The organism is Acinetobacter sp. NyZ410 (assembly GCF_022828975.1).
Classification (GTDB): Bacteria; Pseudomonadota; Gammaproteobacteria; order Pseudomonadales; family Moraxellaceae; genus Acinetobacter; species Acinetobacter guillouiae.
Map to the genome: position 1 here is coordinate 593,109 of NZ_CP094620.1, position 21,700 is coordinate 614,808.

A 21,700-nucleotide genomic window follows, 5' to 3' on the forward strand; every position below is an offset into this window, starting at 1 on the left:
TATATTATAAAAAACCACCCAATTGATTTGGGTGGTTTTTTATGTCTAGTAGATCAGCATTAATGTGCAGCTTGTTGTTCTGACTGAATCGCCGTTAATGCAATGGTAAAGACAATATCATCTACCAATGCACCACGCGACAAGTCATTTACAGGTTTATTTAAACCTTGCAGCATTGGACCAACACTAACCACATTGGCAGAGCGCTGAACTGCTTTATAGGTGGTATTGCCTGTATTGAGATCAGGAAAGATAAATACATTGGCACGCCCAGCAACTTGAGAGTCTGGTGCTTTAGAGCGTCCAACACTTTCAACAGATGCAGCATCATATTGTAAAGGGCCATCAATCAGTAAATCTGGACGACGTTGTTTGGCAATTTCCGTGGCTTTTGCAACTTTTTCAACTTCCGCACCTGCACCTGAAGTACCGGTTGAATAGGAAATCATGGCAATACGTGGGTCAATACCAAATGCTTTTGCCGAATCTGCAGATTGAATTGCAATCTCTGCCAATTGCTCAGCATCTGGATCTGGATTGATTGCACAATCACCATATACATAAACTTCATCTGGCAACAGCATAAAGAAGATTGAAGAGACCAAAGAGTATTCTGGTGCAGTTTTGATCAGCTGGAATGCAGGGCGCACTGTATTGGCGGTGGTATGTACAGCACCAGAAACTAGTCCATCGACTTGATCAAGTGCCAGCATCATTGTACCGAGTACCACAGTGTCTTGCAGTTGTTCACGTGCTTGTAATTCGTTGAGTTTACCTTTACGTAATTCAACCATGTGCGTCACGTAGTTTTCACGAATCAGATCTGGATCAATAATTTCTAAATCCACAGGGAGTTCAATATTACGTGCTTTAGCGACTTCAAGTACCGCTTCAGGTTTTGCTAACAATACACATTGCGCAATACCACGAGATTGACAAATTGCTGCGGCTTGAATGGTACGCGGTTCATCGCCTTCAGGCAGTACAATACGTTTTTTTGCAGCAATAGATTTTTGTACCAATTCATGACGGAATGCAGAAGGGGATAAACGAGGTTTATAGTCACCATTCAACATCTGGGTTAACCATTCTGGATCAATATGGCTTGAAACGAAGCGGGTCACTTGATCGGCACGTTCAGTATCATCCACAGGAATTTCATTGCTTAAATTGGCAAGTTGCTGTGCTGTTTCAAAGGTACTGAGTGGTGTATGTAAAATCGGTAGACCATTTTTAATTGCAGACTGGCAGAACTCTAAAACCAATGGATTTGGTTCATGATGTTCAGTTAAAACTAAACCTGCGAGTGGAATGCCATTGCTGGTGGCTAAACTACTGGCCAATAATACATCAATACGATCAGAAGCACTGATAATCAGTTCGCCTGCAACGAATTTTTGTAACTCATGTTCAATATTTGAAGCAATTAAGCTGCTGTGCAATACACGGCGTGTGTTGGCTTTGCCCTGATTAATCCACGTGGCTTGAATTTGTTTTGCTAAGTCTGAGATGCGAGGCACACTCAAGGTGTCACTGAATGGAACTAAGCCAATAATTGGAAATGTTGCTGAGCCAATGTGTGCATGAGTTTTTTGAATTTCAGTTTTAAATTTTTCAGTATCTGCAACTAAACGTAAGCTTGGATCAATGGTCACCGGAATTTGTGCAGATTCAGCAGGTAGACCACGGGTACGCATAAACAATACGCCTGCATTACGCGATGATGATGCACCACCAAAATTACGTACTTGTGCTTCAACTTTTTCAGCAGTTTGTTCTGGTTTTTCGATATTGGCATTACTGACAAAGATAACCTTGGCATCCAAAGCTTGCGCCAAAGAGGCATTTAAATCACTGGCAAAAGCATCACGTGCAGTAGGGACTAAGCCTTCTACAATCACAATGTCATGGGACTTTGCAATTTGGCGTTGTAAGCTGACCGCTTCTTCAAGGAGCTCATCAGTTTCACCATCATTGAGCTGTTGTGTGATTTTTGCATAAGCTATCGGTTCAACCGTATCTAATTTTGAGATATGACGGTAAAGCGCAGTGGTGCGGTCTGGTTCAGCAACTAATTCTTGTGAAAATGGTTTTACAAAGCCTGCTTTAACGCCTTGGCATTCCAATGCATAGACTAAACCTAAACACGCAGACGTTAAACCTACGCCTTCCCCAGTTGGAACCAATAAAATTGTTTTCATAGACGATTCTTTAATCAGTAAAAATATGTGAATTCATGGATAAATTGAAGATGAATATCTCAAATCATCTGCTTCACTCAACATCTTTTTGGTGGTGTATACAGTGATCGCAAAACGATATTCATCTACAAGGCTGGTTTATATATTTATGCCAGCTTAAGCGATTACAAAACAGCTTTATATCAAAATCTGGTCAAGATCAATTGTAATAACGAGCTTGAGTATGCTGCTATTTCAATAGGTATACCCAAAGCTCGTTCAAAACTTACGACAGCTTAAGCTGTCGCAATATCAGATTCAGGCTTTTTTGCGGCCTGTTGTACCTCGTGTTCTACAACATGAACAGTTTCTTTGGCAATACGACCTTCTTCATCGGTTGGTATGACCCAAATTTGAGGACCTGTTCCAGCATCAATTCGACCTTCTGTACCACGTTTTAAACCATCATTCTGTTCTTTGCTGAGGTTGAAACCGAAGTGCGGTAAGTAAGCAATGGTTTTTTCACGAATATAGGCAGAGTTTTCACCAATACCGCCAGTAAAGAATAAACCATCGATACGCGGTAAACTGCAACTTAATGCCGCAAGTGATTTGGCTAAACGATAACAGAATACTTCAATCGCCAAAGTCGCATCTTCATTGCCTTGTTCTGAGGCTTCAATCAAGGTGCGCATATCATTTGAAAGATCTGATAAGCCCAGTAAGCCTGATTCACTGTTCAGCATTTTATCAATTTTATAGATGTCCCAGCCCAGATTTGAAGCAAGGAAGCTATGAATACTTGGATCAACATCACCACTACGGGTACCCATGACCACACCTTCAAGTGGAGTCAGTCCCATGGAGGTATCGACACTTTGACCATTCCAAATGGCGCAAGTTGAGCTACCATTGCCTAAGTGTGCTGTTAACCAACCGCCATGTTTGTAGCTACCCGCAAGTTCAGAACCACGTTCAGAAACATAGGCATGACTGGTGCCATGGAAACCATAACGACGAACATTGTGTTGTGTATACAGGAACTTTGGTAAAGCATAACGATATGCATGTGCAGGCATGGTTTGATGGAATGCTGTATCAAATACTGCAACTTGCGGTAATTCAGGGAATAGGCGCATTGTCGCATCGATACCGACTAAATGAGCAGGGTTATGCAGTGGTGCAAGTGGTGTTGCTTCACGAATTTTTTCTACAATTTCAGGCGTCAATAACTCAGCTTTGGTTAAGGTACCGCCATGAACAACACGGTGTCCAATGGCTTGAGGTTTATACTGTGATAAACGCCCTAAGATGGTTTCTAAAGCTTTTTCATGGTCTGCATAGGGAATTGAAAGCTCAAGCGGTTGATTGCCCGCCGTGATTCCTTTAATACGTGCATCAGCAGAGCCTAGGTTTTCTGCTAAACCAAAGATTCGATCTTCACGACGTTCAGAAACAAGCGCATATTTGATTGATGAAGATCCGCAGTTAATTACTAATACTGATGTAGACACGTTTGAATACCCGAAATTATAATTTAAAAAAGTCATCCTGATTGATCTGATTATGCTTGTTTATAAAGGGCAAATTAGATCAGCAGTCATGTTGTACCATGTGTAGTTTTTTTGTCCTAGATAGACTTTAGGTGATTAGACTTTTGGACTATCGACCTGATATTGATTAATAATTAATATTTATCAATTGATTGTTAAAAATTATCACTCATTGTTGTTTTAATCTATCTGCATTCTATAATTTCTTGTAAATAATCTTGTCCTATCCAAAGGCAATCTTTGCGTTTTTCTAAAAGACAAGCACATATTTTTTATCAAAATTTTAAATTGATTGATGTTTTTACTGTGCATTAAAAATAAAAACTCAGCACTTATGTTTGAGATAAATGCTGAGTCGAGTTATTCAAGCTTGGAATCAATGACGAATTTGACCATCGCCTAAAACAATCCATTTTTGCGAGGTTAAACCTTCAAGACCGACTGGACCACGGGCATGAATTTTATCGGTAGAAATACCAATTTCAGCACCTAAACCGTATTCGAAACCATCAGCAAAACGCGTCGAAGCATTGACCATAACTGAACTTGAATCTACACGGGTTAAGAATTGACGCGCTAAGCTAAAGTTTTCAGTGATGATTGCATCGGTATGATGTGAGCCATATTTGTTAATATGTTGAATGGCTTCTTCAATCCCCGTCACAATTTTCACGGCCAAGATTGGACCTAGATATTCTTCATACCAATCTTCTTCACTGGCTGGTTTTACAGTATTGCCTAAGATCTTTTGAACATTGATACAGCCACGTAATTCAACGTTTTTTTCTGCATAAAGCTCAGCGATACGGGGTAAAAACTCTTCCGCAATTTTTTCATCAACCAACAATGTTTCCATTGCATTACACACACCATAACGATGTGTTTTTGAGTTTAATGCGATAGGAAGTGCTTTATGTAGATCGGCCTGCGCCTCAACAAAAACATGGCAGTTCCCATCGAGATGTTTAATCACAGGAATGGTTGCTTCATTGGTAATGCGTTCAATCAAGCCTTTACCGCCACGAGGTACGATGACATCGACATATTCAGACATGGTAATCAATTGACCCACGGCAGCACGGTCAGTGGTGTTAATCACTTGTACACAAGTTTCTGGTAAGCCCGCTGCTTTTAAACCATGTTGAATGGCTTCAGCAATTGCTTGATTTGAATTCAATGCTTCAGAGCCACCACGTAAAATGATGGCATTGCCAGATTTTAACGCAAGAGAGGCAGCTTCAAGGGTAACGTTTGGGCGTGATTCATAAATCATACCGACCACACCTAAAGGCACGCGCATTTTACCAATCTGAATACCTGTTGGACGGAAAGCAAGATCCGTGATTTCACCAATCGGATCGACAAGGCTGATGACATCTTTTAAGCCTTGTAACATCCCTTTAAAGCGTGTGGGGTTGAGTTCTAAACGATCAAGTAAAGCACTATCCAATTGATTGTCACGACCTTTGCTCATGTCAATTTGGTTGGCGGCCAAGATTTGCGGTTGACTATTTTCCAAAGCAGTATAAATCGCAGATAAGGCATTATTTTTTGCAAGTGTAGTTGCGCCTGCCAAAACACTAGCGGCTTGGCGTGCTTGCTTCCCTACAGTTTGCATATACTGTTCAATTGAGTCTTGCATAGCAGTTTATTTGATCATTAAAAATTTCCCTTTGATAGTAGCAGTCTAAGTAAAGCCAAGGAAGTATTTCACTGAAATAAACTTATTTTGCAGCGTTGAAGCGTTAAATATCTTGCAAAATCTTTTGCCATTTAAACTGGATAAACGGTCAATTTAGCGATTGCGTATAAATCACACATCTGTAAGAATGAAACAATAAGGACATTGATGTGATACAGAATTCATACGTATCACGAATTTGAAAGAATAATGCGGGTCAAAATCTTGCATATTAAAAGAATAAAGCAAGGATGGAGGAAGGATATGAATTCCATTATCCAAATGGACACAGAATCACACCAATCTTTATCAAGCTTTGGTTTTTTCGACATATACCACAAAAACAGTTTTAAGCAGGAGCCAAGAACAACTTGGATTGATGGCTGGAAAATTGAGTATATGGCGATCGCGGATCCACGAACAATTCACAATACACCGATTGTGATTGTGGGCGGAGCGTTCCAAAACTTTAACTCATATAAGTATTGTGTTGAGCAGTTCTTTGAAAGTGGCCCAGTCATTTTGATTGATTTGCCCTCTATGGGCGCCAATCAACAAATCACCAATATCGACTCTGGTTTATCTGCGGGGACATTAGAATTACCTGATCTTTCTCGTATGTTGGGACAGTGGCTTGATATTGTCGCGATTGAAAAAGTTGCTGTGGTGGGAATTTCTTTAGGTTCTGTGATCGCTTCATTTTTTGTTGATCAACGCCCTGAACTGGTCGAAAAAATGATCTTGATGGGGGTGATGCAAGAAACTCGTAAAAGCTGGCGCATGTTGTTAGAAGAATCATTGATGTTGATGAAAGAACAACGTATGGGCGAGTTTGGTCAGGCCGTGATTTTGTATTTAGTCAATCATGCCAAGCTCGATAAAACGCGTATGTCGCCCACAGCCAAAAGATTATTCTTTAAGCAAATGGCAGAATTTTCAAATACTGAACAAGAACGTTATGAAATCAATTGTAATCGTCTATTACGGTTAAGCCATGTACCGGTTCCTCAAGTGAATACACTGGTGGCATGTGGTCAATACGACAGTTTTACCTTACCGCATGAAAATGCAAACTTTGCTTTGCAATGCCCAGATATGCAGTTTGCAATGATTGCCAATGCCGATCATGTTCCTCAATTACAACGCCGTAAAGAAACCATGACTTTATTCACCACTTATTTAAAAGGTGGGTCGATCCAAGGGCTGGATGGGATTGTCAATTTCACACGGGAACAAATGCAGCATATCGAGCGTCGTGGTGAAAATCGTATTCAAGTGCTTGATCCACATCGTCAGTTGACACATCGCCATTCAAATAAAGTGATTCAGGTTGACGTGGTTGATTTAAATTACTTTGGTTTATTGATGCGTCTTGATCATCAACAAGATTTAGCTTTTGTAAATCAACATACCCGTGATTTGGCTTTAAATTTGAGTGATGATGAAGGTGAGTTTGCGATTGAATGTTTGATTTTTGAAACCTCTGCATCTGGTGTTCGCGCACTATTTAAGCATGGTAGCTTTGAAAATGCAGATCGCTTATTACGGTTTATTGCACGCCAGACCCAAGCAGTGCAGTTATGTATAGCGCAAGAAGGCGCAGTAGCTTAAGCCTTTGATATATTGATCTGTTAAAAAAACCAGTCTTTTGACTGGTTTTTTTATTTCTTGGAATTGAAGTATTTAAATCTCGAAGTGTTAATGTTTCGAAGGATTTAAGTCTCGAAATCTCAATAAGTGATTGCTTTAGCGTTGTGCATCAATCATCCACACCAAATCACCTAGATGCTCTTCAGCATTGTATTCAGTTGAATCTGTATTGAAATAGACACGGGGCTGAATCACTTCAACTTTTTGAAAACCAGCTTGGTAGATAAAATTTCTGACTTGTTCTGGTGTGACAAAGTGAAAAGTAAAAGCACTTCGTGACATGACTTTTAACAGCTTGCTGCTGTTCCAAATCACTTTTGCCAATTTGTTTTTTACTGGTTCAGGGTAAAGGTCGGTGAGATAATGCAGACTGTTAAAGTCTTGCCCATAATGGGCAATCGATTGAATCAATTGTTGTAACAGTTGTTTGGTGAAGTAGTTAATTAAACCTTCACTGATCACGACAAGTGGTCGTTGTGGATCAAATACTTCAAAGGCTTTTTTAAAATCCTCTGTAAATAAGTCAACAGACAACATATCTGGGCTCTTGTGATCAATTTGCTTAAGCGCAGCTTGCTTGGTTTTTGCCATATCGGGTAAATCTAATTCACGATAATCAATCAAGGGATAATGTTGTCTAAACCACCAGCCTCTGGGTGACAGCCCCGCGGCTATTTCCAATACTTGTAAGTCTGGAGACTGTTCAATCAGTTCAGCTAAGCGCTCATCCAACATGGTATGACGTTGCTTGAGTGTGGTACGCATACTGCCACCGACGTATTTTTCTCCCCAACTTTCTATTGGGTGGGCAATCATAGCCAAAGTTTTACCTTTGGATGTGGCAAATAAGGGATGAGAAATGCCCATTTGATACCAAATATAGCCTGTGTAATGGGCTGTAAATGAAATATGGCGGTGCTTGGAAAGTTGCTGGTCTGACATAGTTATCCTTAACTTTTATTTTTTCTAATGGGTCATGATGAAAAGCAATTAAAACACGACTAAAAATTTAATTTTGCTTCGTCGTCTTTTTTGATCCTTTGTAACCCTCCTATTGAAAGGAGAATAGCTTAAATCTCTTTAATCATTAAAGGCCTAGGATTCCCCCCATTGATCATCAAGAGGGGGCAGCAAAATTAAGTCATCTAGCGCAATATCCTATGGATAGCTCTCTATTGGTTTTAAAGTGAATTTTTAAATTCTTCAATGACTTTTTTGACAGCTTGCCATTCATTTCCAAGGTCAAATGTTTCACCAATGCTGATCTGTGGAATTTTACCACGCATACGTTCTAAGCGTGCTTGATTTGGCAAAGGTAGGTTTTCGATCCCAGCCAATGCAATACATGCCGATTCACGGTTATTGCACACCAAGCCCATATCACAACCTGCTTCGAGGGCAGCACGGATACGTGCATCTGCTCCGCCTGCAACACAAGCTGCTTGCATGCTTAAATCATCCGAGAATAACACACCATCAAACTGAAGCTCTTGGCGTAAAATCGTTTGAATCCAGTAAGGTGAAAAACCAGCAGGATTTGGATCTACTTTTTCATAAATCACATGTGCAGGCATCAGTGCATCCAGCTGGGTTTGTAGCTGAATAAAGCTTTGCATATCCTTGTTATAAATGTCTTGGTATTCACGTGGATCAATTGCTGCAGCAACATGAGAATCTGCTTTCACAGAACCATGCCCAGGAAAGTGTTTTCCTGTGGTTGCCATACCTGCACGTTGCATTCCTTTCATAAATGCGCTGGCAAGCGGCACAATATCTTGTACATTTTTTGCAAAGGCACGATCGCCAATTACATCACTAATGTCATTCAGATCTAAAACAGGTGCAAAACTAAAATCAATCCCCACTGCAAGCACTTCAATTGCCATGAGCCAACCACATTGTTCAGCCAGAGTTAAGGCTTTTTCAGGTTGAGTTAAGTAAAGCTCACCAAAATGCCCCATGGCTGGTAGTAGGGTAAAGCCTTGTTTTAGGCGTTGTACTCGTCCACCTTCTTGATCAACGGCAATAAGAATGTCGGGGCGAATTTGGCGCATATGATCGGTTAAAGCGCGAACTTGAGCAGGTGATTCTATATTTCTTGAAAATAAAATCATGCCACCGACTTGCGGAGTTTGTAATAGTTCAATATCTTCTTGAGTAAGTTCTGTGCCTGCAATATCAAGCATCAATGCGCCGATCATAGGAATCCACGGTTGTATTTATATAAACTGGGAAACAATACCCGATTTCTGCAATGATTTGCTACACTTACTCAGTACAGATTATGCTAAAACTACACAACATAAACAGATAAAGTCGTTTAAGATATTGAAACTGTTGAGTTCAGATTGAAAAACGATATAGAAATTGGAAAACCCAAGGAAGTATTAAGAATTTATGAAAATTCAAACTCTCGCTTGCGCTATAGCACTTGCAACAGGTGGTTTATTCTTTACCCATACCATCAATCAGGCAATGGCGGAAACCAATGCTACAAACGTGTCTCAATCGATTCATCCTTCACAAGATCAAGCCTTAGTGACACGTCAACTTGCAACATTGATTGACCGTCAGCATTATTTGAATATGCGTTTAGATGCAAATACATCAAATCGTATTCTCGACATGTATATTGATAGCCTTGACCCAGAGCACACCTTATTTTTAGCTTCAGAAATTGAACAATATAAAAAGCAATATGGTGCAACACTCGGCGCAAAATTAAAAGCAGGCGATTTGTCTGGACCATTTGCGATTCATGCGCATTATCGTGCACGTTTAAAAGAATTTTATGAATTTGAATTGGCTGAACTTAAAAAGACCCAGAACTTAAATCAGCCAAATGAATTTATTGATGCAGATCGTGAGAAAGCTGAATTCTTTGCCAGCAAAGCCGAGTTGCAAAACTATTGGCGTAAGATGTTGGTATCGCAATTAATCAATCTCACTATTGCCAAACAAGAAGATCAAGCCAAACAAAAAGCATTAAAAGATGATCCAACATTGGCCAATGGTCAGGATTTGGCAGCATCAGAAGATCTTACACCTGTTCAAACACTCACCAAGCGGTATACCCGCCAACTAGAGCGTATTGGACGAACCAAGAGTGATGATGTACTGGAACGTATCCTCAATGCAATGACCTTGACCTATGATCCGCACAGCAATTATTTCCCACCTGTTGATGCTATGGAGTTGAATCGTCAAACCACCTTACAACTTGAAGGTATTGGTGTTTCGATTCGTCCTGAGCGTGGTAATGAAGACTATACCAAGATTGAAACCATTGTAGATGGTGGGCCGGCAAGTAAGACCGGACAGGTTAAATCTGGTGATCGCATTATTGGTGTTGCACAAGATGGCAATAAAATGGTCGACGTGATTGGTTGGCCAAGTTCTGAAATTGTCGGCTTGATTCGTGGTAAACGTGGCACCAAGGTGTCAGTGAAATTGTTGGCTGCAGGCGCTTCTATGAGCCAAGCACGAGTTGTGACCATTACTCGTGATGTGATTCAAGAAGAAGATGCGGGTGTGCGTTCACGTACTGTAGAGCTGACACGTGATGGTAAAAAACATAAGTTTGGTGTTTTAGAAATCCCATCTTTCTATCTGAACTATCGTGCACGTCGTGCAGGGACCGAATACCGTTCTGTTTCAGAAGATACCAATAAAGCATTGAAGTCACTTGCAGCACAAAATGTTGAAGGGATTATTATTGATTTGCGTAATAACCCAGGTGGTTCTTTAGAAGAAGTTGCCAAAATGATTGGGCAAGTGATTAAAGAAGGCCCTGTGGTTCAAATCCGTGATGGTAACGGCAATGTGAGCGTGTTTGAAGACACCGACGGTGGTGCGCAAACCTATGCTGGACCTTTGGCTGTTTTAGTTAACTTAGCATCGGCTTCTGCCAGTGAAATTTATTCTGCTGCCTTACAAGATTACGATCGTGCGGTAATTTTAGGAAGTACGACCACGGGTAAAGGGACTGCGCAAGTTCAATTGGATAGTCTGGCTTATGGTCAAGCAACCTTAACGCAACGTAAATTCTACCGTGTGACTGGTGGTAGCACCCAAAACAAAGGTGTGATTCCAGATATCAAACTGGTGGATATTTATGATGAAGAGTTTGGTGAGCGTAAAGCTAAAAATGCTTTGAAATGGGATACGATTCCAACTGCGCCGTTTAAACGTGAAGGATCAATTCAACCGTATGTGGCACAGCTTGGTGAAAAATCAAAAGTTCGTGCGGCAGGTGATCCACAGTTCCAATACTTAGAGACGCGTAAAGCGATTGCTCAAGAAACCAAAGATCAAAAACGAATCTCTTTAGATATTGATAAACGTAAAGCAGATTTGGTGGCGCTTGAAGCAAGAACATTGGCTGCGGAGAATAAGCGTCGCACTGAAACAGGATTAAAGCCATATTCAAATTGGGAAAGTTACCAAGCAAGTTTGGATGCATTGGCTGAATCAAGAGCGAAAATGAAGGTAAACCAACGTCCGGCATTGCCAGAGGAAGAGACCTTTGTGAATGAGGCTGCCAATGTTCTGTTAGATTTGGCACATCTAACAAGTAAATAACTAAAAATTCTATTTAGGTAAAATAAAAAAGCATATCTCGGATATGCTTTTTTTATTTCGATTCAAAAAATAACTTGACGTTCAATAGGATAGTGATATTTTAAGTAAAACGAACGTTCTTTAAAAAAAGGTGAACCTTCTCGCAATTTTGCGTTGTATATATAGAGGTTGCTTATAACAAAAATAGGTTCATTACTGGAAGTAAATTTTTATGAGTTATATGAGTTATGATAGTAATCTCGTAATAGGTTCTGCATGTATTGCAGTTATCATCTGTTACGTAGCTATTTCATTAGAACAACTCATATTTACCCAACATACCCCTCGTCTACAGAAAATTATCTTGTGTTTAAGTGGCATGGTTTTTGGCTTCGCCATTTGGGCAATGCACTTTGTCGGAATGTTGGCTTGTGATCTACCGCAAGGTTATTCCTTTGATTTAACATTAACTGTGATCTCCTATATTATTGCGGCCATGGCTTCGACTTTTGCAATTTGGCTCACCACTCAAGAGACTTTGCCAATTGTACGGTTGATTTTAGGTGGCGTGTTGATGGGACTGGGAATTTCTGGAATGCACTATATCGGCATGCTGGGGCTAGATATTCCAAATCAACAAGTTGATTATGATGTTATTTTGGTGATGCTCTCTGTCATCATCGCGATTAGTGGTTCAGGATTGTCTTTCTGGCTCGCATTTAAATATAAGAACTCTTTTAATCATAAGATGCTTTATAAAATTGCTGTATCGATCATGATCGCACTCAGTATTGTGGGAATGCATTATATCGGTATGGCAGCAGCAACGATCTCATCGGTGCATGACAATCATTTTGGAAGTCAACTACACGAAGGGCAAGGTATTTTATTGTTTACCATTATTTTTGTCGCGAGTTTAATACTTGTCTCTGCTTTTTGTGTGGCGATTTTAGAACGAAGATTAGAAGAACGTAGTTTACAGTTATTACAAGCCAATAAAGAGCTTGAAGACTTAGCACTTCAAGACAATCTGACTAAACTTCCAAACCGATTATTTCTCGTTGAATACACCGATGCTTTATTTTTAGATTATAAGGACATACAGTCTAAAATTGCTTTTATTTATATTGATCTAGACCGCTTTAAATCTGTTAACGACGCATTTGGTCATCATATCGGTGATGAGCTTTTGGTTAAACTCGCCCAGCGTTTATATCCGTTACTTAAGGATGGGCAAAGACTCACTCGTATTGGTGGAGATGAGTTTATTCTGATTCTGGAAGATTCTAATCGTAATGAAGCTGAAGAGATTGCCGAATTATTCTTACAAAAAATACAAGATGGTTTTCAAATCTCAGGTAAAGAAATTAATATTTCTGCCAGTATTGGCATCGTATTTTTCCCCGACCACGGGCAGAACTTACAAGATTTATTGATCAATGCTGACTCCGCCATGATGCAATCTAAAGAGCAGGGGCGTAATACTTTTAGTGTTTATAGCAGTTCATTAGACCAACAACACCAAAGTCGAAGTCAATCTAAACTCATCAATGATTTATATAAAGCAGTTGAAGAACAACAATTTATTCTATTTTATCAACCTAAATTCACTGCGGACTACCAAATTTGTGGGGTAGAAGCTTTAATCCGTTGGAAGCATCCAACCCTAGGCTTGTTAGCCCCGAGTATGTTTATTGATGGCGCTGAGCAAACGGGGCTGATTATTCGTATGGGCTATTGGGCCTTAGAGAAAGCATGTAAGCAAATTCAAGAATGGGAAGATAAAAAATATGCTTTTGGTCCCATCGCCGTAAATCTTTCAGCAGTACAATTTGAACATAAACATTTGATTGAAACTTTAGAAAAATTGATTCAAAAATACCATGTCAAAAATGGTAATTTAATTATTGAAATTACTGAATCTACAGCGATGCATCATATAGATGACAGTATTCAAACCTTTGAGAAATTAAGAAATTTAGGTATCCGACTGGCAATTGATGATTTTGGAACGGGGCATTCGAGTTTCTTGTATTTAAAAGATTTACCAGTAGATGAATTAAAAATAGATCGAGAATTTATCCGTAATTTGTGTGAAGGTTCAAAAGAACAAATCATTTTAGAAAGTATTATTCATTTTGCGATTCGTTTGGGTCTGGTGGTGACGGCAGAAGGCGTTGAAACTGAACAGCAAGCGCAGATTCTTAAACGTTTAGGTTGCCAGCAATTACAAGGTTATTTGTTAGGCATGCCGTTACCTGTAGACCGTTTGGAAACCAATTATAGTATGGTTAAAGCCATACCTTAGATATAAAAATATTCAGCCAGCTAAAGACCTAGCACGATCATTCAAACGAGGTTTAAGCTGAGCGTAATCGCGTTTTACTTAACCATCGCCACCGTATATTGAGATCTACGTTGATCTTTAAAACCATTTGCTTGTCGTCTGTATCGCTCATCCTCTTTCTGGAATTTTTGCGATGTCTGTGCGATCAAAGTGCTTAATGATATAGCAACAATCGTTAAAAACGACGCTAAATCTGATACAATATCGCCAATTTTTGAATTCCCATTTTCCAGTTCAAGTACATATTTATAAATGTGTACATAACTGTGTACATATTGTAGATTTTTTATGTTTAAAGATGAATTAGCGGCGCAAGTCGCTCAGCGACGTACCTTCGCTATTATTTCCCACCCCGATGCTGGTAAAACCACAATGACAGAAAAACTGTTGTTGTGGGGTAAAGCAATCCAAGTTGCAGGTATGGTTAAAAGTCGAAAGTCAGACCGTTCTGCGACATCTGACTGGATGGAAATGGAAAAAGAGCGTGGTATTTCGATTACCACCTCAGTCATGCAGTTCCCTTATAAAAATCATGTCATCAATTTACTTGATACACCAGGACATGAAGACTTTTCTGAAGATACTTATCGTACTTTAACTGCCGTTGACTCTGCATTGATGGTGATTGATGGTGCAAAAGGGGTCGAGGAACGGACCATCAAATTGATGGAAGTGTGTCGTATGCGCGATACCCCGATCATTTCTTTCGTCAACAAAATGGACCGTGAAATCCGTGAGCCATTAGAATTGCTTGATGAAATTGAAAACGTGCTTAAAATCCGTTGTGTGCCGATTACTTGGCCATTGGGTATGGGGCGAGACTTCGCTGGTGTATATAACATCATTGAAAATAAGCTTTATGTATATAAAGCGGGTTTTGGTTCGACCATTACAGATATTGAAATTCGTGATGGCTATGACTATCCAGACATTCGTGAAAAAGTCGGTGATCTGGCCTTTGCTTCATTTGAAGAATCTTTAGAATTGGTGCAAATGGCGAATGATCCGCTAGATCCAGCGGAATTTTTAGCAGGTCGTCAAACGCCAGTATTGTTTGGTACAGCGTTAGGTAACTTTGCGGTTGACCATGTATTAAATGCATTTATTCAGTGGGCACCACAACCAAAAGCGCATCCAACACATGAACGTACTGTTGAAGCAACGGAAGAAGGCTTCAGTGGATTTGTATTTAAAATCCAAGCCAATATGGACCCAAAACACCGTGACCGTATTGCCTTCATGCGTATCTGTTCAGGTAAGTATGAGAAAGGTTTAAAGATGAATCATGTGCGCATTGGTAAAGATGTGCGTATCAGCGATGCATTGACATTCCTTGCGGGTGAACGTGAGCAACTTGAAGAAGCTTGGCCTGGCGATATCATTGGTTTACATAACCACGGTACGATCCAGATTGGTGATACATTCACTTCAGGTGAAAAACTTCATTTTACGGGGATTCCACACTTTGCACCTGAAATGTTCCGCCGTGTACGCTTAAAAGATCCATTGAAATCTAAACAATTGCAAAAGGGTTTAAAAGAGCTTTCAGAAGAAGGTGCAACTCAGGTGTTTATGCCGCAAATCAACAATGACTTGATTGTTGGGGCTGTAGGTGTACTTCAGTTTGATGTGGTGGCGTATCGTTTGAAAGAAGAATACAAAGTAGATTGTATTTATGAGCCAGTGAACATCAACACAGTGCGTTGGGTTTCTTGTGATGATGAAAAGAAATTTAATGAATTTAAGAAAAAGGCACATGACCAACTTTCTGTCGATGGTGGTGGGCATTTAACTTATCTCGCACCAAGCCGAGTGAATCTACAATTAATGCAAGAGCGTTATCCGGATATTCAATTCCGTTCTACACGTGAGCATTAAGTTCAGCTAACTTATTGCAAAATGTAAAAACAGCTTCCTTGTGAAGCTGTTTTTGTATCAAAATACAATGCTTTTTGTCCAAAGGGATTTATGCAGTGCAATTTTCAAAAAAAATAATTTCAGTGCTTTGCTTAAGTACAATGGTTTTGTTTGCATGTGATTCTAAAAAAGATCAGGACAAAGATGGTTCTGTATTACAACCCAAACAAGAGGCCGCTGAAGTCTTACCTTATTTAAATATTCAAGAAACCAAAGCTGATTATGCCTTACCGTTTTGTGAAAAGAACAATTGCATTGAAATTGATATTCAAACCATTAAAACCCAAGACAATTGGTTAAATCAGTGGATTGCAAATAGTCAGTCCAGCGTGATTCAGGCACAGATTGATTTAAAACAGAATATGACCTTACAACAGGCCATTAATGCTTTTGTCAAAAAGTCAGATACTTGGCAAGAAGAATTCCCGAAAAATAAAGCCTTTGAACTGCATATGCAAACGCGTATGGCTTCACAACGCAATCAGTATGTTTTGTTGCAAGTTTCAGTCAATAGTTTACAAGCGGATGTCAGTATCAAAGAACGACAATACTTTTTTGTTGCTGACCGGAAATTGAAGAAAAGCTTAAGTATTTTAGATGTGATTGATGCCAAACATCAGAACCAACTGAATACTTGGGTCCAAGAAAAATATGCAGAATGGTTGGAAAAGCAAAATAGTGATGTGAAAAAAAATGCGCCTAAAAAGTTATATTGGGGGCAAGCCGATTGGTTCTTTGATGGTGAAGGTGTTGGCTTACATTATCGCGCCAATGAAATTGTCGAAGATGGTACCCAGTTGGATATTTATTTGAGCAAAGAACAGACGCAGAAAATACTCAAGCCTGAAGTGTATCAACGCATGTTCTAAGGTGTATTCTGATCATTCTGCCAATTTTAGCGGGATTCTAAAGCAGAGCGGTTAAGATCAGTTGCTCCTCGTTGAATTGACTCAGCAATCAATAAACTTGAGCCATGTATTGCAATAACGCTTCAATTTTCATACAAATTTTGATTGAGGATTTGTTTAGAGAAGAATAGGCTAATGTATATAGAGATTAAAAAATCTTGGCTTGATTCGTTGGATAGGTTTGTGAAATGTTAAATCAAAAAAGTACTTTAGCGCTTTCAATTCTGGTGATCACTTTAGGGTTAACTGCATGTCAAAAATCTGACTCGAAAAAAGCAGAACCAACAGTTGATCAAAGTGCTGCATCTCAAGTGCCTGATACATCAATGTTATTACAGGGCGATACAGAAAAAGTAAAATTGACACTGCCTGAGTGTAATGGCAATACATGCCCTGAGTTTTCTATAGAAAGACTAAAAAGTAATCAGGCTTTTGTTGATGAAACGATTGATCAAGCGATTCTTGATAATCTGGATAAAATGCTGGATATCGCGCAATTGAGTAAAGCAAAAAAAGATGCAGATCAGCAACAAACGGCTTCACAAGCTTCAGCAAGTGAGGTGCAAGCCAATAAAACCCCTGTTCAGCAATTGCAAGAGCGGGTGCAACCTTATGCAAATTCATTCCTTGAGATGGATAAAGAGCTTAAAACATTAGGGGCAAGTGGCCAGATCACGATTAGTTTAAGTCCTAAAATTTTAAACTCAGATAAACCTTTAGCGACGGTGGTATTAAATACCAGTAGTTATTTAGGCGGTGCACATGGGGCATCTGCGCAAACCTATTTTAACTTTGATTTGGTGAGTAAAAAACAAGTTGGCTTGGATCAAATCATTGAAGCCAATCAAAAAGCTAAATTTGAAAAATTGGCACATGATGCATTTAAAACTTGGGTTATCGATTCAAAACTTGCTGAAAGCGTCAATGAATATGAACAGGCGTGGAAGTTTACATTATCAGACAATTTCTATTTGGGTAAACAAGGTCTGATTTTACAATATGGTGAATATGATATAGGGCCTTATGTTGTTGGCTTACCGCGTTTGATGATTCCTTACGATCAGTTAAAAGGCGTGCTGAAAAGTCAATATTTCCCAGCGGAGATGCAAGTTGATCAGCCAAGCAGCTCTACACCTGTTGCAAGTGGTAAAGCGAAATCCTAATGCCTTGGCCTTTGTTTGATACACATACGCATTTTGATGTTGCTGATTTTGATCTGGATCGAGAACAATTGGCGTATCAAGCAAAAAAGGTGGGTGTAGAACATTTGATTTTGATTGGGTTTCTATATGAACGTTTTCAAGATTTGATTGACACTCAGCAATTTTTAAATCAGCTAAATAATGCGCCTCGTAGCCATCTTGCGCCGGGGTTGCATCCCTTTTATATCGAACAACACCGTCTAGAGCATTTAAATGCTTTGGAAAATATACTGAAAACTGAAGCTTGTATTGCGGTTGGTGAAATCGGCTTAGACACGTTTCTTAAACAGCATAAACAAGCTGAAATTTTTCAAAAACAACAAAATTTTTTTTCAGCCCAAATTGAACTTGCCCAACAATACGATAAACCCATTCTTCTACATATTCGTAAGTCACATGCTGACGTGCTTGCAATGTTGAAACAGCACCAGTTTAAACATGGTGGTATTGCACATGCTTTTAGTGGCGGGATAGAAGAAGCAAAAGCCTTTATTAAATTAGGCTTTAAACTGGGTGTCACAGGGCAAATCACCAATCCAAATGCCAAAAAACTGCATGCAGTTGTACAAGCTGTTGGTGCGCAACATTTAGTGCTAGAAACCGATTGCCCAGATATGACACCACTGTGTTGCCAGACGTCTGACCAGCAGCATACTCGTAATACACCAGTGAACTTGCCTTTTGTCTTGGCGGGTTTAGCTGAAAGTTTGGCAATGGATCAAGCAACGCTGGCAGGGATGTTGTGGAAAAATTCACATGAATGCTTACATATAGCGATGTAAATTTGAATAAAAATAACCAATCAACAACACCTAAAATAAATATTTGTCTTAGATTTAAAGAAGTACTCCAAGTAGCCAATAAGAAAGTTAACGCCAAGCTGGAGGTTCAACCAATGGCAAAATATGGTCATATCAATCGTTTAAATTCTCTACAAGACCTAACTGTAGGGGATACAAGATATAAAATTTTTAATTTGAAACAGGTTCAAGCGAGTTTAGGTGATATTTCAAAATTGCCTAAATCACTCAAAGTATTATTGGAAAATTTACTTAGATTTGAAGATGATCAAACCGTGAGGCAAAGCGATATTCAGGCGATTGTTGATTGGCAAAAGAATAAAACTTCAGATCAAGAAATCCAATATCGCCCTGCACGGGTCTTGATGCAAGATTTTACCGGTGTACCTGCTGTGGTAGATTTGGCTGCGATGCGTGCAGCTGTACAGAAAGCCAATAAAGATCCCAATTTAATTAACCCTTTATCTCCAGTGGATTTGGTCATTGACCACTCTGTGATGGTGGATCACTTTGGGACAGATCATGCCTTCGATGAGAACGTCGAAATTGAGATGCAACGTAATGGAGAACGTTATCAATTCCTCCGTTGGGGGCAGTCTTCTTTTGATAATTTTAGTGTGGTACCGCCCGGAACAGGGATTTGCCATCAAGTTAATTTAGAATACCTAGCTCAAGCAGTGTGGCTGGGTGAAAGTGATGGCGAGGTATTTGCCTTTCCCGATACCTTAGTCGGTACAGATTCACACACCACAATGATCAATGGTTTAGGTGTATTAGGTTGGGGTGTGGGGGGAATTGAAGCCGAAGCGGCCATGCTTGGGCAACCGATTTCAATGCTGATTCCAGAAGTGATTGGTTTTAAATTGACAGGGAAATTGCGTGAAGGGATTACCGCAACGGATTTGGTTTTAACCATTACTCAGATGCTACGTAAAAAAGGCGTGGTGGGTAAATTTGTTGAATTTTATGGTGATGGGTTGGCATTTTTACCGCTTGCAGACCGAGCAACCATTGCCAATATGGCACCCGAATATGGTGCAACATGCGGCTTTTTCCCGATTGATGAAATCACTCTAGGCTATATGCGTTTAACGGGTCGTAAAGAAGACCGTATTGCATTGGTTGAGGCTTATTGTAAAGAACAAGGTCTATGGCGTCATACCGGGGATGAACCTGTATTTACCGATGTGCTTGCTTTGGATATGGGAACCGTTGAAGCAAGTGTTGCTGGCCCGAAACGTCCGCAAGATCGAGTGGCATTGCCTGATATTCCACAAACTTTTAGTGCCTTAATGGCGCTAGATCTTAAGCCAGCTAAAGGTGAAGAAAAAGAACGTTTAGCCAATGAAGGTGGTGCGGGTACAGCAATTGATTCAAAACAGTCTGCTTTACAAAATGAAGAGCCGCATTGTGTGATTGACGGTAAGCGCTACCCATTGACAGATGGTGATGTGGTGATTTCTGCGATTACTTCATGTACCAATACCTCTAATCCAAGTGTGATGTTGGCTGCGGGTTTGTTGGCAAAGAAAGCCATCGAAAAAGGCATTCAACGTAAGCCATGGGTGAAAAGCTCTCTAGCACCAGGCTCTAAAGTGGTAACCGATTATTTAGAAGCAGCAGGGCTATTACCTTATTTGGACCAGTTGGGCTATAACCTCGTTGGTTATGGCTGTACCACATGTATTGGTAATTCTGGACCTTTACCTAAACCGATTGAAGACGCTATTCAGTGCCATGACTTGAATGTTGCATCGGTACTTTCAGGCAACCGAAACTTTGAAGGGCGGGTACATCCACTGGTAAAAACCAATTGGCTTGCATCACCGCCTTTGGTGGTTGCGTTTGGTTTATTGGGTACCATTCGTAGTGACATTACCAGCACAGCATTAGGGCACGATCAACAAGGTCAACCAGTATATCTCAAAGACATTTGGCCGAGTCAAATCGAGATTGATGAGGTGCTGCAAAAAGTTAATACAGCGATGTTCCATAAAGAATATGCGGCAGTTTTTGATGGTGATGAAAAATGGCAAGCAATTCAAATCCCTGATTCTGAAACCTATGAATGGGATGAAAACTCAACGTATATTCGTCATCCTCCATTCTTTGACGGTATTGATCAACCCGCGAAACCAATTAAAGATATTCTCAATGCAAATATCTTGGCCGTTCTTGGTGACTCAGTCACAACAGATCATATTTCTCCAGCGGGGAATATCAAGAAAGACAGTCCAGCAGGTCGTTATCTAGAAGCACAAGGTGTCGATCAAAAGGACTTTAACTCTTATGGATCTCGTCGTGGTAATCATGAAGTGATGATGCGAGGTACCTTTGCCAATATTCGTATTAAGAATGAAATGCTCAATGGCGAAGAGGGTGGCAATACCCTCTATATCCCGACAGATGAGAAGTTAGCCATTTACGATGCTGCGATGAAGTATCAGCAAGATGGTACGCCATTGGTCATCATTGCAGGTAAGGAATATGGTACAGGCTCATCACGTGACTGGGCGGCGAAAGGCACCAATCTTTTAGGAGTAAAAGCGGTGATTACTGAAAGCTTTGAACGAATCCATCGTTCAAATCTGGTTGGTATGGGGGTTTTACCTTTGCAATTTGTAGATGGTCAAACCCGTCAATCACTCAACTTAACTGGGCATGAGCAACTTTCGATTTATGGACTTTCTGATGACATACAACCACATGAAAGTTTAGATGTGGAGGTTAAACGTGTCGATGGTTCAATAGATCGTTTCAAAGTGTTATGCCGTATTGATACTTTGAATGAAGTGGAATACTTTAAAGCAGGTGGTATCTTGCATTATGTACTGCGTAATTTAATCGCTTCATAGCCTAATCAATAAATCACGATATATTTCAGTTCTCCAAGCCCTGTATA

The 21,700-nt window shown here is 39.9% G+C and carries 13 protein-coding genes; 8 read left to right on the forward strand and 5 right to left on the reverse strand.

Annotated features, from left to right (window positions below):
* Positions 1-59 precede the first annotated feature (59 nt).
* The 3 genes from pta to MTO68_RS02850 all read right to left on the reverse strand — a co-directional run bounded on the left by pta (position 60) and on the right by MTO68_RS02850 (position 5,375).
* On the reverse strand, positions 60-2,201 hold the full coding sequence (pta, locus tag MTO68_RS02840) for a phosphate acetyltransferase (protein ID WP_244014935.1): 2,142 nt from the start codon (positions 2,199-2,201) through the stop codon (positions 60-62).
* 275 nt (positions 2,202-2,476) lie between these two features.
* Positions 2,477-3,694 carry an acetate kinase gene (locus MTO68_RS02845; protein WP_244014936.1) on the reverse strand — a complete coding sequence of 406 codons (1,218 nt, stop codon included), beginning with the start codon at positions 3,692-3,694 and terminating at the stop codon, positions 2,477-2,479.
* A gap of 415 nt (positions 3,695-4,109) precedes the next feature.
* Positions 4,110-5,375 (reverse strand): glutamate-5-semialdehyde dehydrogenase, encoded by a 1,266-nt coding sequence (locus MTO68_RS02850; protein ID WP_004818916.1) that lies wholly within the window; start codon positions 5,373-5,375, stop codon positions 4,110-4,112.
* A gap of 303 nt (positions 5,376-5,678) precedes the next feature.
* Between MTO68_RS02850 and MTO68_RS02855 the strand changes: the two genes are divergently transcribed.
* Positions 5,679-7,025 (forward strand): alpha/beta hydrolase, encoded by a 1,347-nt coding sequence (locus MTO68_RS02855; RefSeq protein ID WP_239046485.1) that lies wholly within the window; start codon positions 5,679-5,681, stop codon positions 7,023-7,025.
* Positions 7,026-7,160: 135 nt separating this feature from the next.
* Here MTO68_RS02855 and MTO68_RS02860 read toward each other — a convergent pair whose 3' ends face one another.
* Together MTO68_RS02860 and nagZ are read right to left on the reverse strand one after the other, a co-directional pair.
* On the reverse strand, positions 7,161-8,006 hold the full coding sequence (locus MTO68_RS02860; protein WP_244014938.1) for a class I SAM-dependent methyltransferase: 846 nt from the start codon (positions 8,004-8,006) through the stop codon (positions 7,161-7,163).
* 239 nt (positions 8,007-8,245) lie between these two features.
* Positions 8,246-9,265 carry a beta-N-acetylhexosaminidase gene (nagZ, locus tag MTO68_RS02865; RefSeq protein ID WP_105713363.1) on the reverse strand — a complete coding sequence of 340 codons (1,020 nt, stop codon included), beginning with the start codon at positions 9,263-9,265 and terminating at the stop codon, positions 8,246-8,248.
* A 196-nt stretch (positions 9,266-9,461) separates the two neighbouring features.
* Between nagZ and MTO68_RS02870 the strand changes: the two genes are divergently transcribed.
* From MTO68_RS02870 to acnA, 7 genes are all read left to right on the forward strand, one after another.
* Positions 9,462-11,645 (forward strand): carboxy terminal-processing peptidase, encoded by a 2,184-nt coding sequence (locus tag MTO68_RS02870; protein ID WP_004818923.1) that lies wholly within the window; start codon positions 9,462-9,464, stop codon positions 11,643-11,645.
* A 211-nt stretch (positions 11,646-11,856) separates the two neighbouring features.
* Positions 11,857-13,932 (forward strand): EAL domain-containing protein, encoded by a 2,076-nt coding sequence (locus MTO68_RS02875; protein ID WP_244014940.1) that lies wholly within the window; start codon positions 11,857-11,859, stop codon positions 13,930-13,932.
* A gap of 327 nt (positions 13,933-14,259) precedes the next feature.
* Positions 14,260-15,849, forward strand: coding sequence for a peptide chain release factor 3 (locus MTO68_RS02880; RefSeq protein WP_004723253.1), 1,590 nt, complete (start codon positions 14,260-14,262; stop codon positions 15,847-15,849).
* A gap of 140 nt (positions 15,850-15,989) precedes the next feature.
* Positions 15,990-16,757, forward strand: coding sequence for a hypothetical protein (locus tag MTO68_RS02885; RefSeq protein ID WP_244015949.1), 768 nt, complete (start codon positions 15,990-15,992; stop codon positions 16,755-16,757).
* A gap of 227 nt (positions 16,758-16,984) precedes the next feature.
* Positions 16,985-17,959 (forward strand): RsiV family protein, encoded by a 975-nt coding sequence (locus MTO68_RS02890; RefSeq protein ID WP_034609772.1) that lies wholly within the window; start codon positions 16,985-16,987, stop codon positions 17,957-17,959.
* Positions 17,959-18,780, forward strand: a complete 822-nt coding sequence (locus MTO68_RS02895) for a TatD family hydrolase (RefSeq protein WP_244014942.1) — start codon at positions 17,959-17,961, stop codon at positions 18,778-18,780. The genes MTO68_RS02890 and MTO68_RS02895 overlap by 1 nt, the downstream gene beginning before the upstream one ends.
* A gap of 113 nt (positions 18,781-18,893) precedes the next feature.
* Complete coding sequence (acnA, locus tag MTO68_RS02900) at positions 18,894-21,653, forward strand: aconitate hydratase AcnA (protein ID WP_034610101.1); 2,760 nt, start codon at positions 18,894-18,896, stop codon at positions 21,651-21,653.
* The last annotated feature ends 47 nt before the right edge of the window (positions 21,654-21,700 follow it).

Coding starts and splice junctions, on each gene's coding strand:
- MTO68_RS02875 (WP_244014940.1), top strand. CDS start 11,857: ATGAGTTATATGAGTTATGATAGTAATCTCGTAATAGGTTCTGCATGT.
- MTO68_RS02870 (WP_004818923.1), top strand. CDS start 9,462: ATGAAAATTCAAACTCTCGCTTGCGCTATAGCACTTGCAACAGGTGGT.
- MTO68_RS02850 (WP_004818916.1), bottom strand. CDS start 5,375: ATGCAAGACTCAATTGAACAGTATATGCAAACTGTAGGGAAGCAAGCA.
- nagZ (WP_105713363.1), bottom strand. CDS start 9,265: ATGATCGGCGCATTGATGCTTGATATTGCAGGCACAGAACTTACTCAA.
- MTO68_RS02885 (WP_244015949.1), top strand. CDS start 15,990: ATGGTTTTGTTTGCATGTGATTCTAAAAAAGATCAGGACAAAGATGGT.
- MTO68_RS02890 (WP_034609772.1), top strand. CDS start 16,985: ATGTTAAATCAAAAAAGTACTTTAGCGCTTTCAATTCTGGTGATCACT.
- pta (WP_244014935.1), bottom strand. CDS start 2,201: ATGAAAACAATTTTATTGGTTCCAACTGGGGAAGGCGTAGGTTTAACG.
- MTO68_RS02860 (WP_244014938.1), bottom strand. CDS start 8,006: ATGTCAGACCAGCAACTTTCCAAGCACCGCCATATTTCATTTACAGCC.
- MTO68_RS02895 (WP_244014942.1), top strand. CDS start 17,959: ATGCCTTGGCCTTTGTTTGATACACATACGCATTTTGATGTTGCTGAT.
- acnA (WP_034610101.1), top strand. CDS start 18,894: ATGGCAAAATATGGTCATATCAATCGTTTAAATTCTCTACAAGACCTA.
- MTO68_RS02880 (WP_004723253.1), top strand. CDS start 14,260: ATGTTTAAAGATGAATTAGCGGCGCAAGTCGCTCAGCGACGTACCTTC.
- MTO68_RS02855 (WP_239046485.1), top strand. CDS start 5,679: ATGAATTCCATTATCCAAATGGACACAGAATCACACCAATCTTTATCA.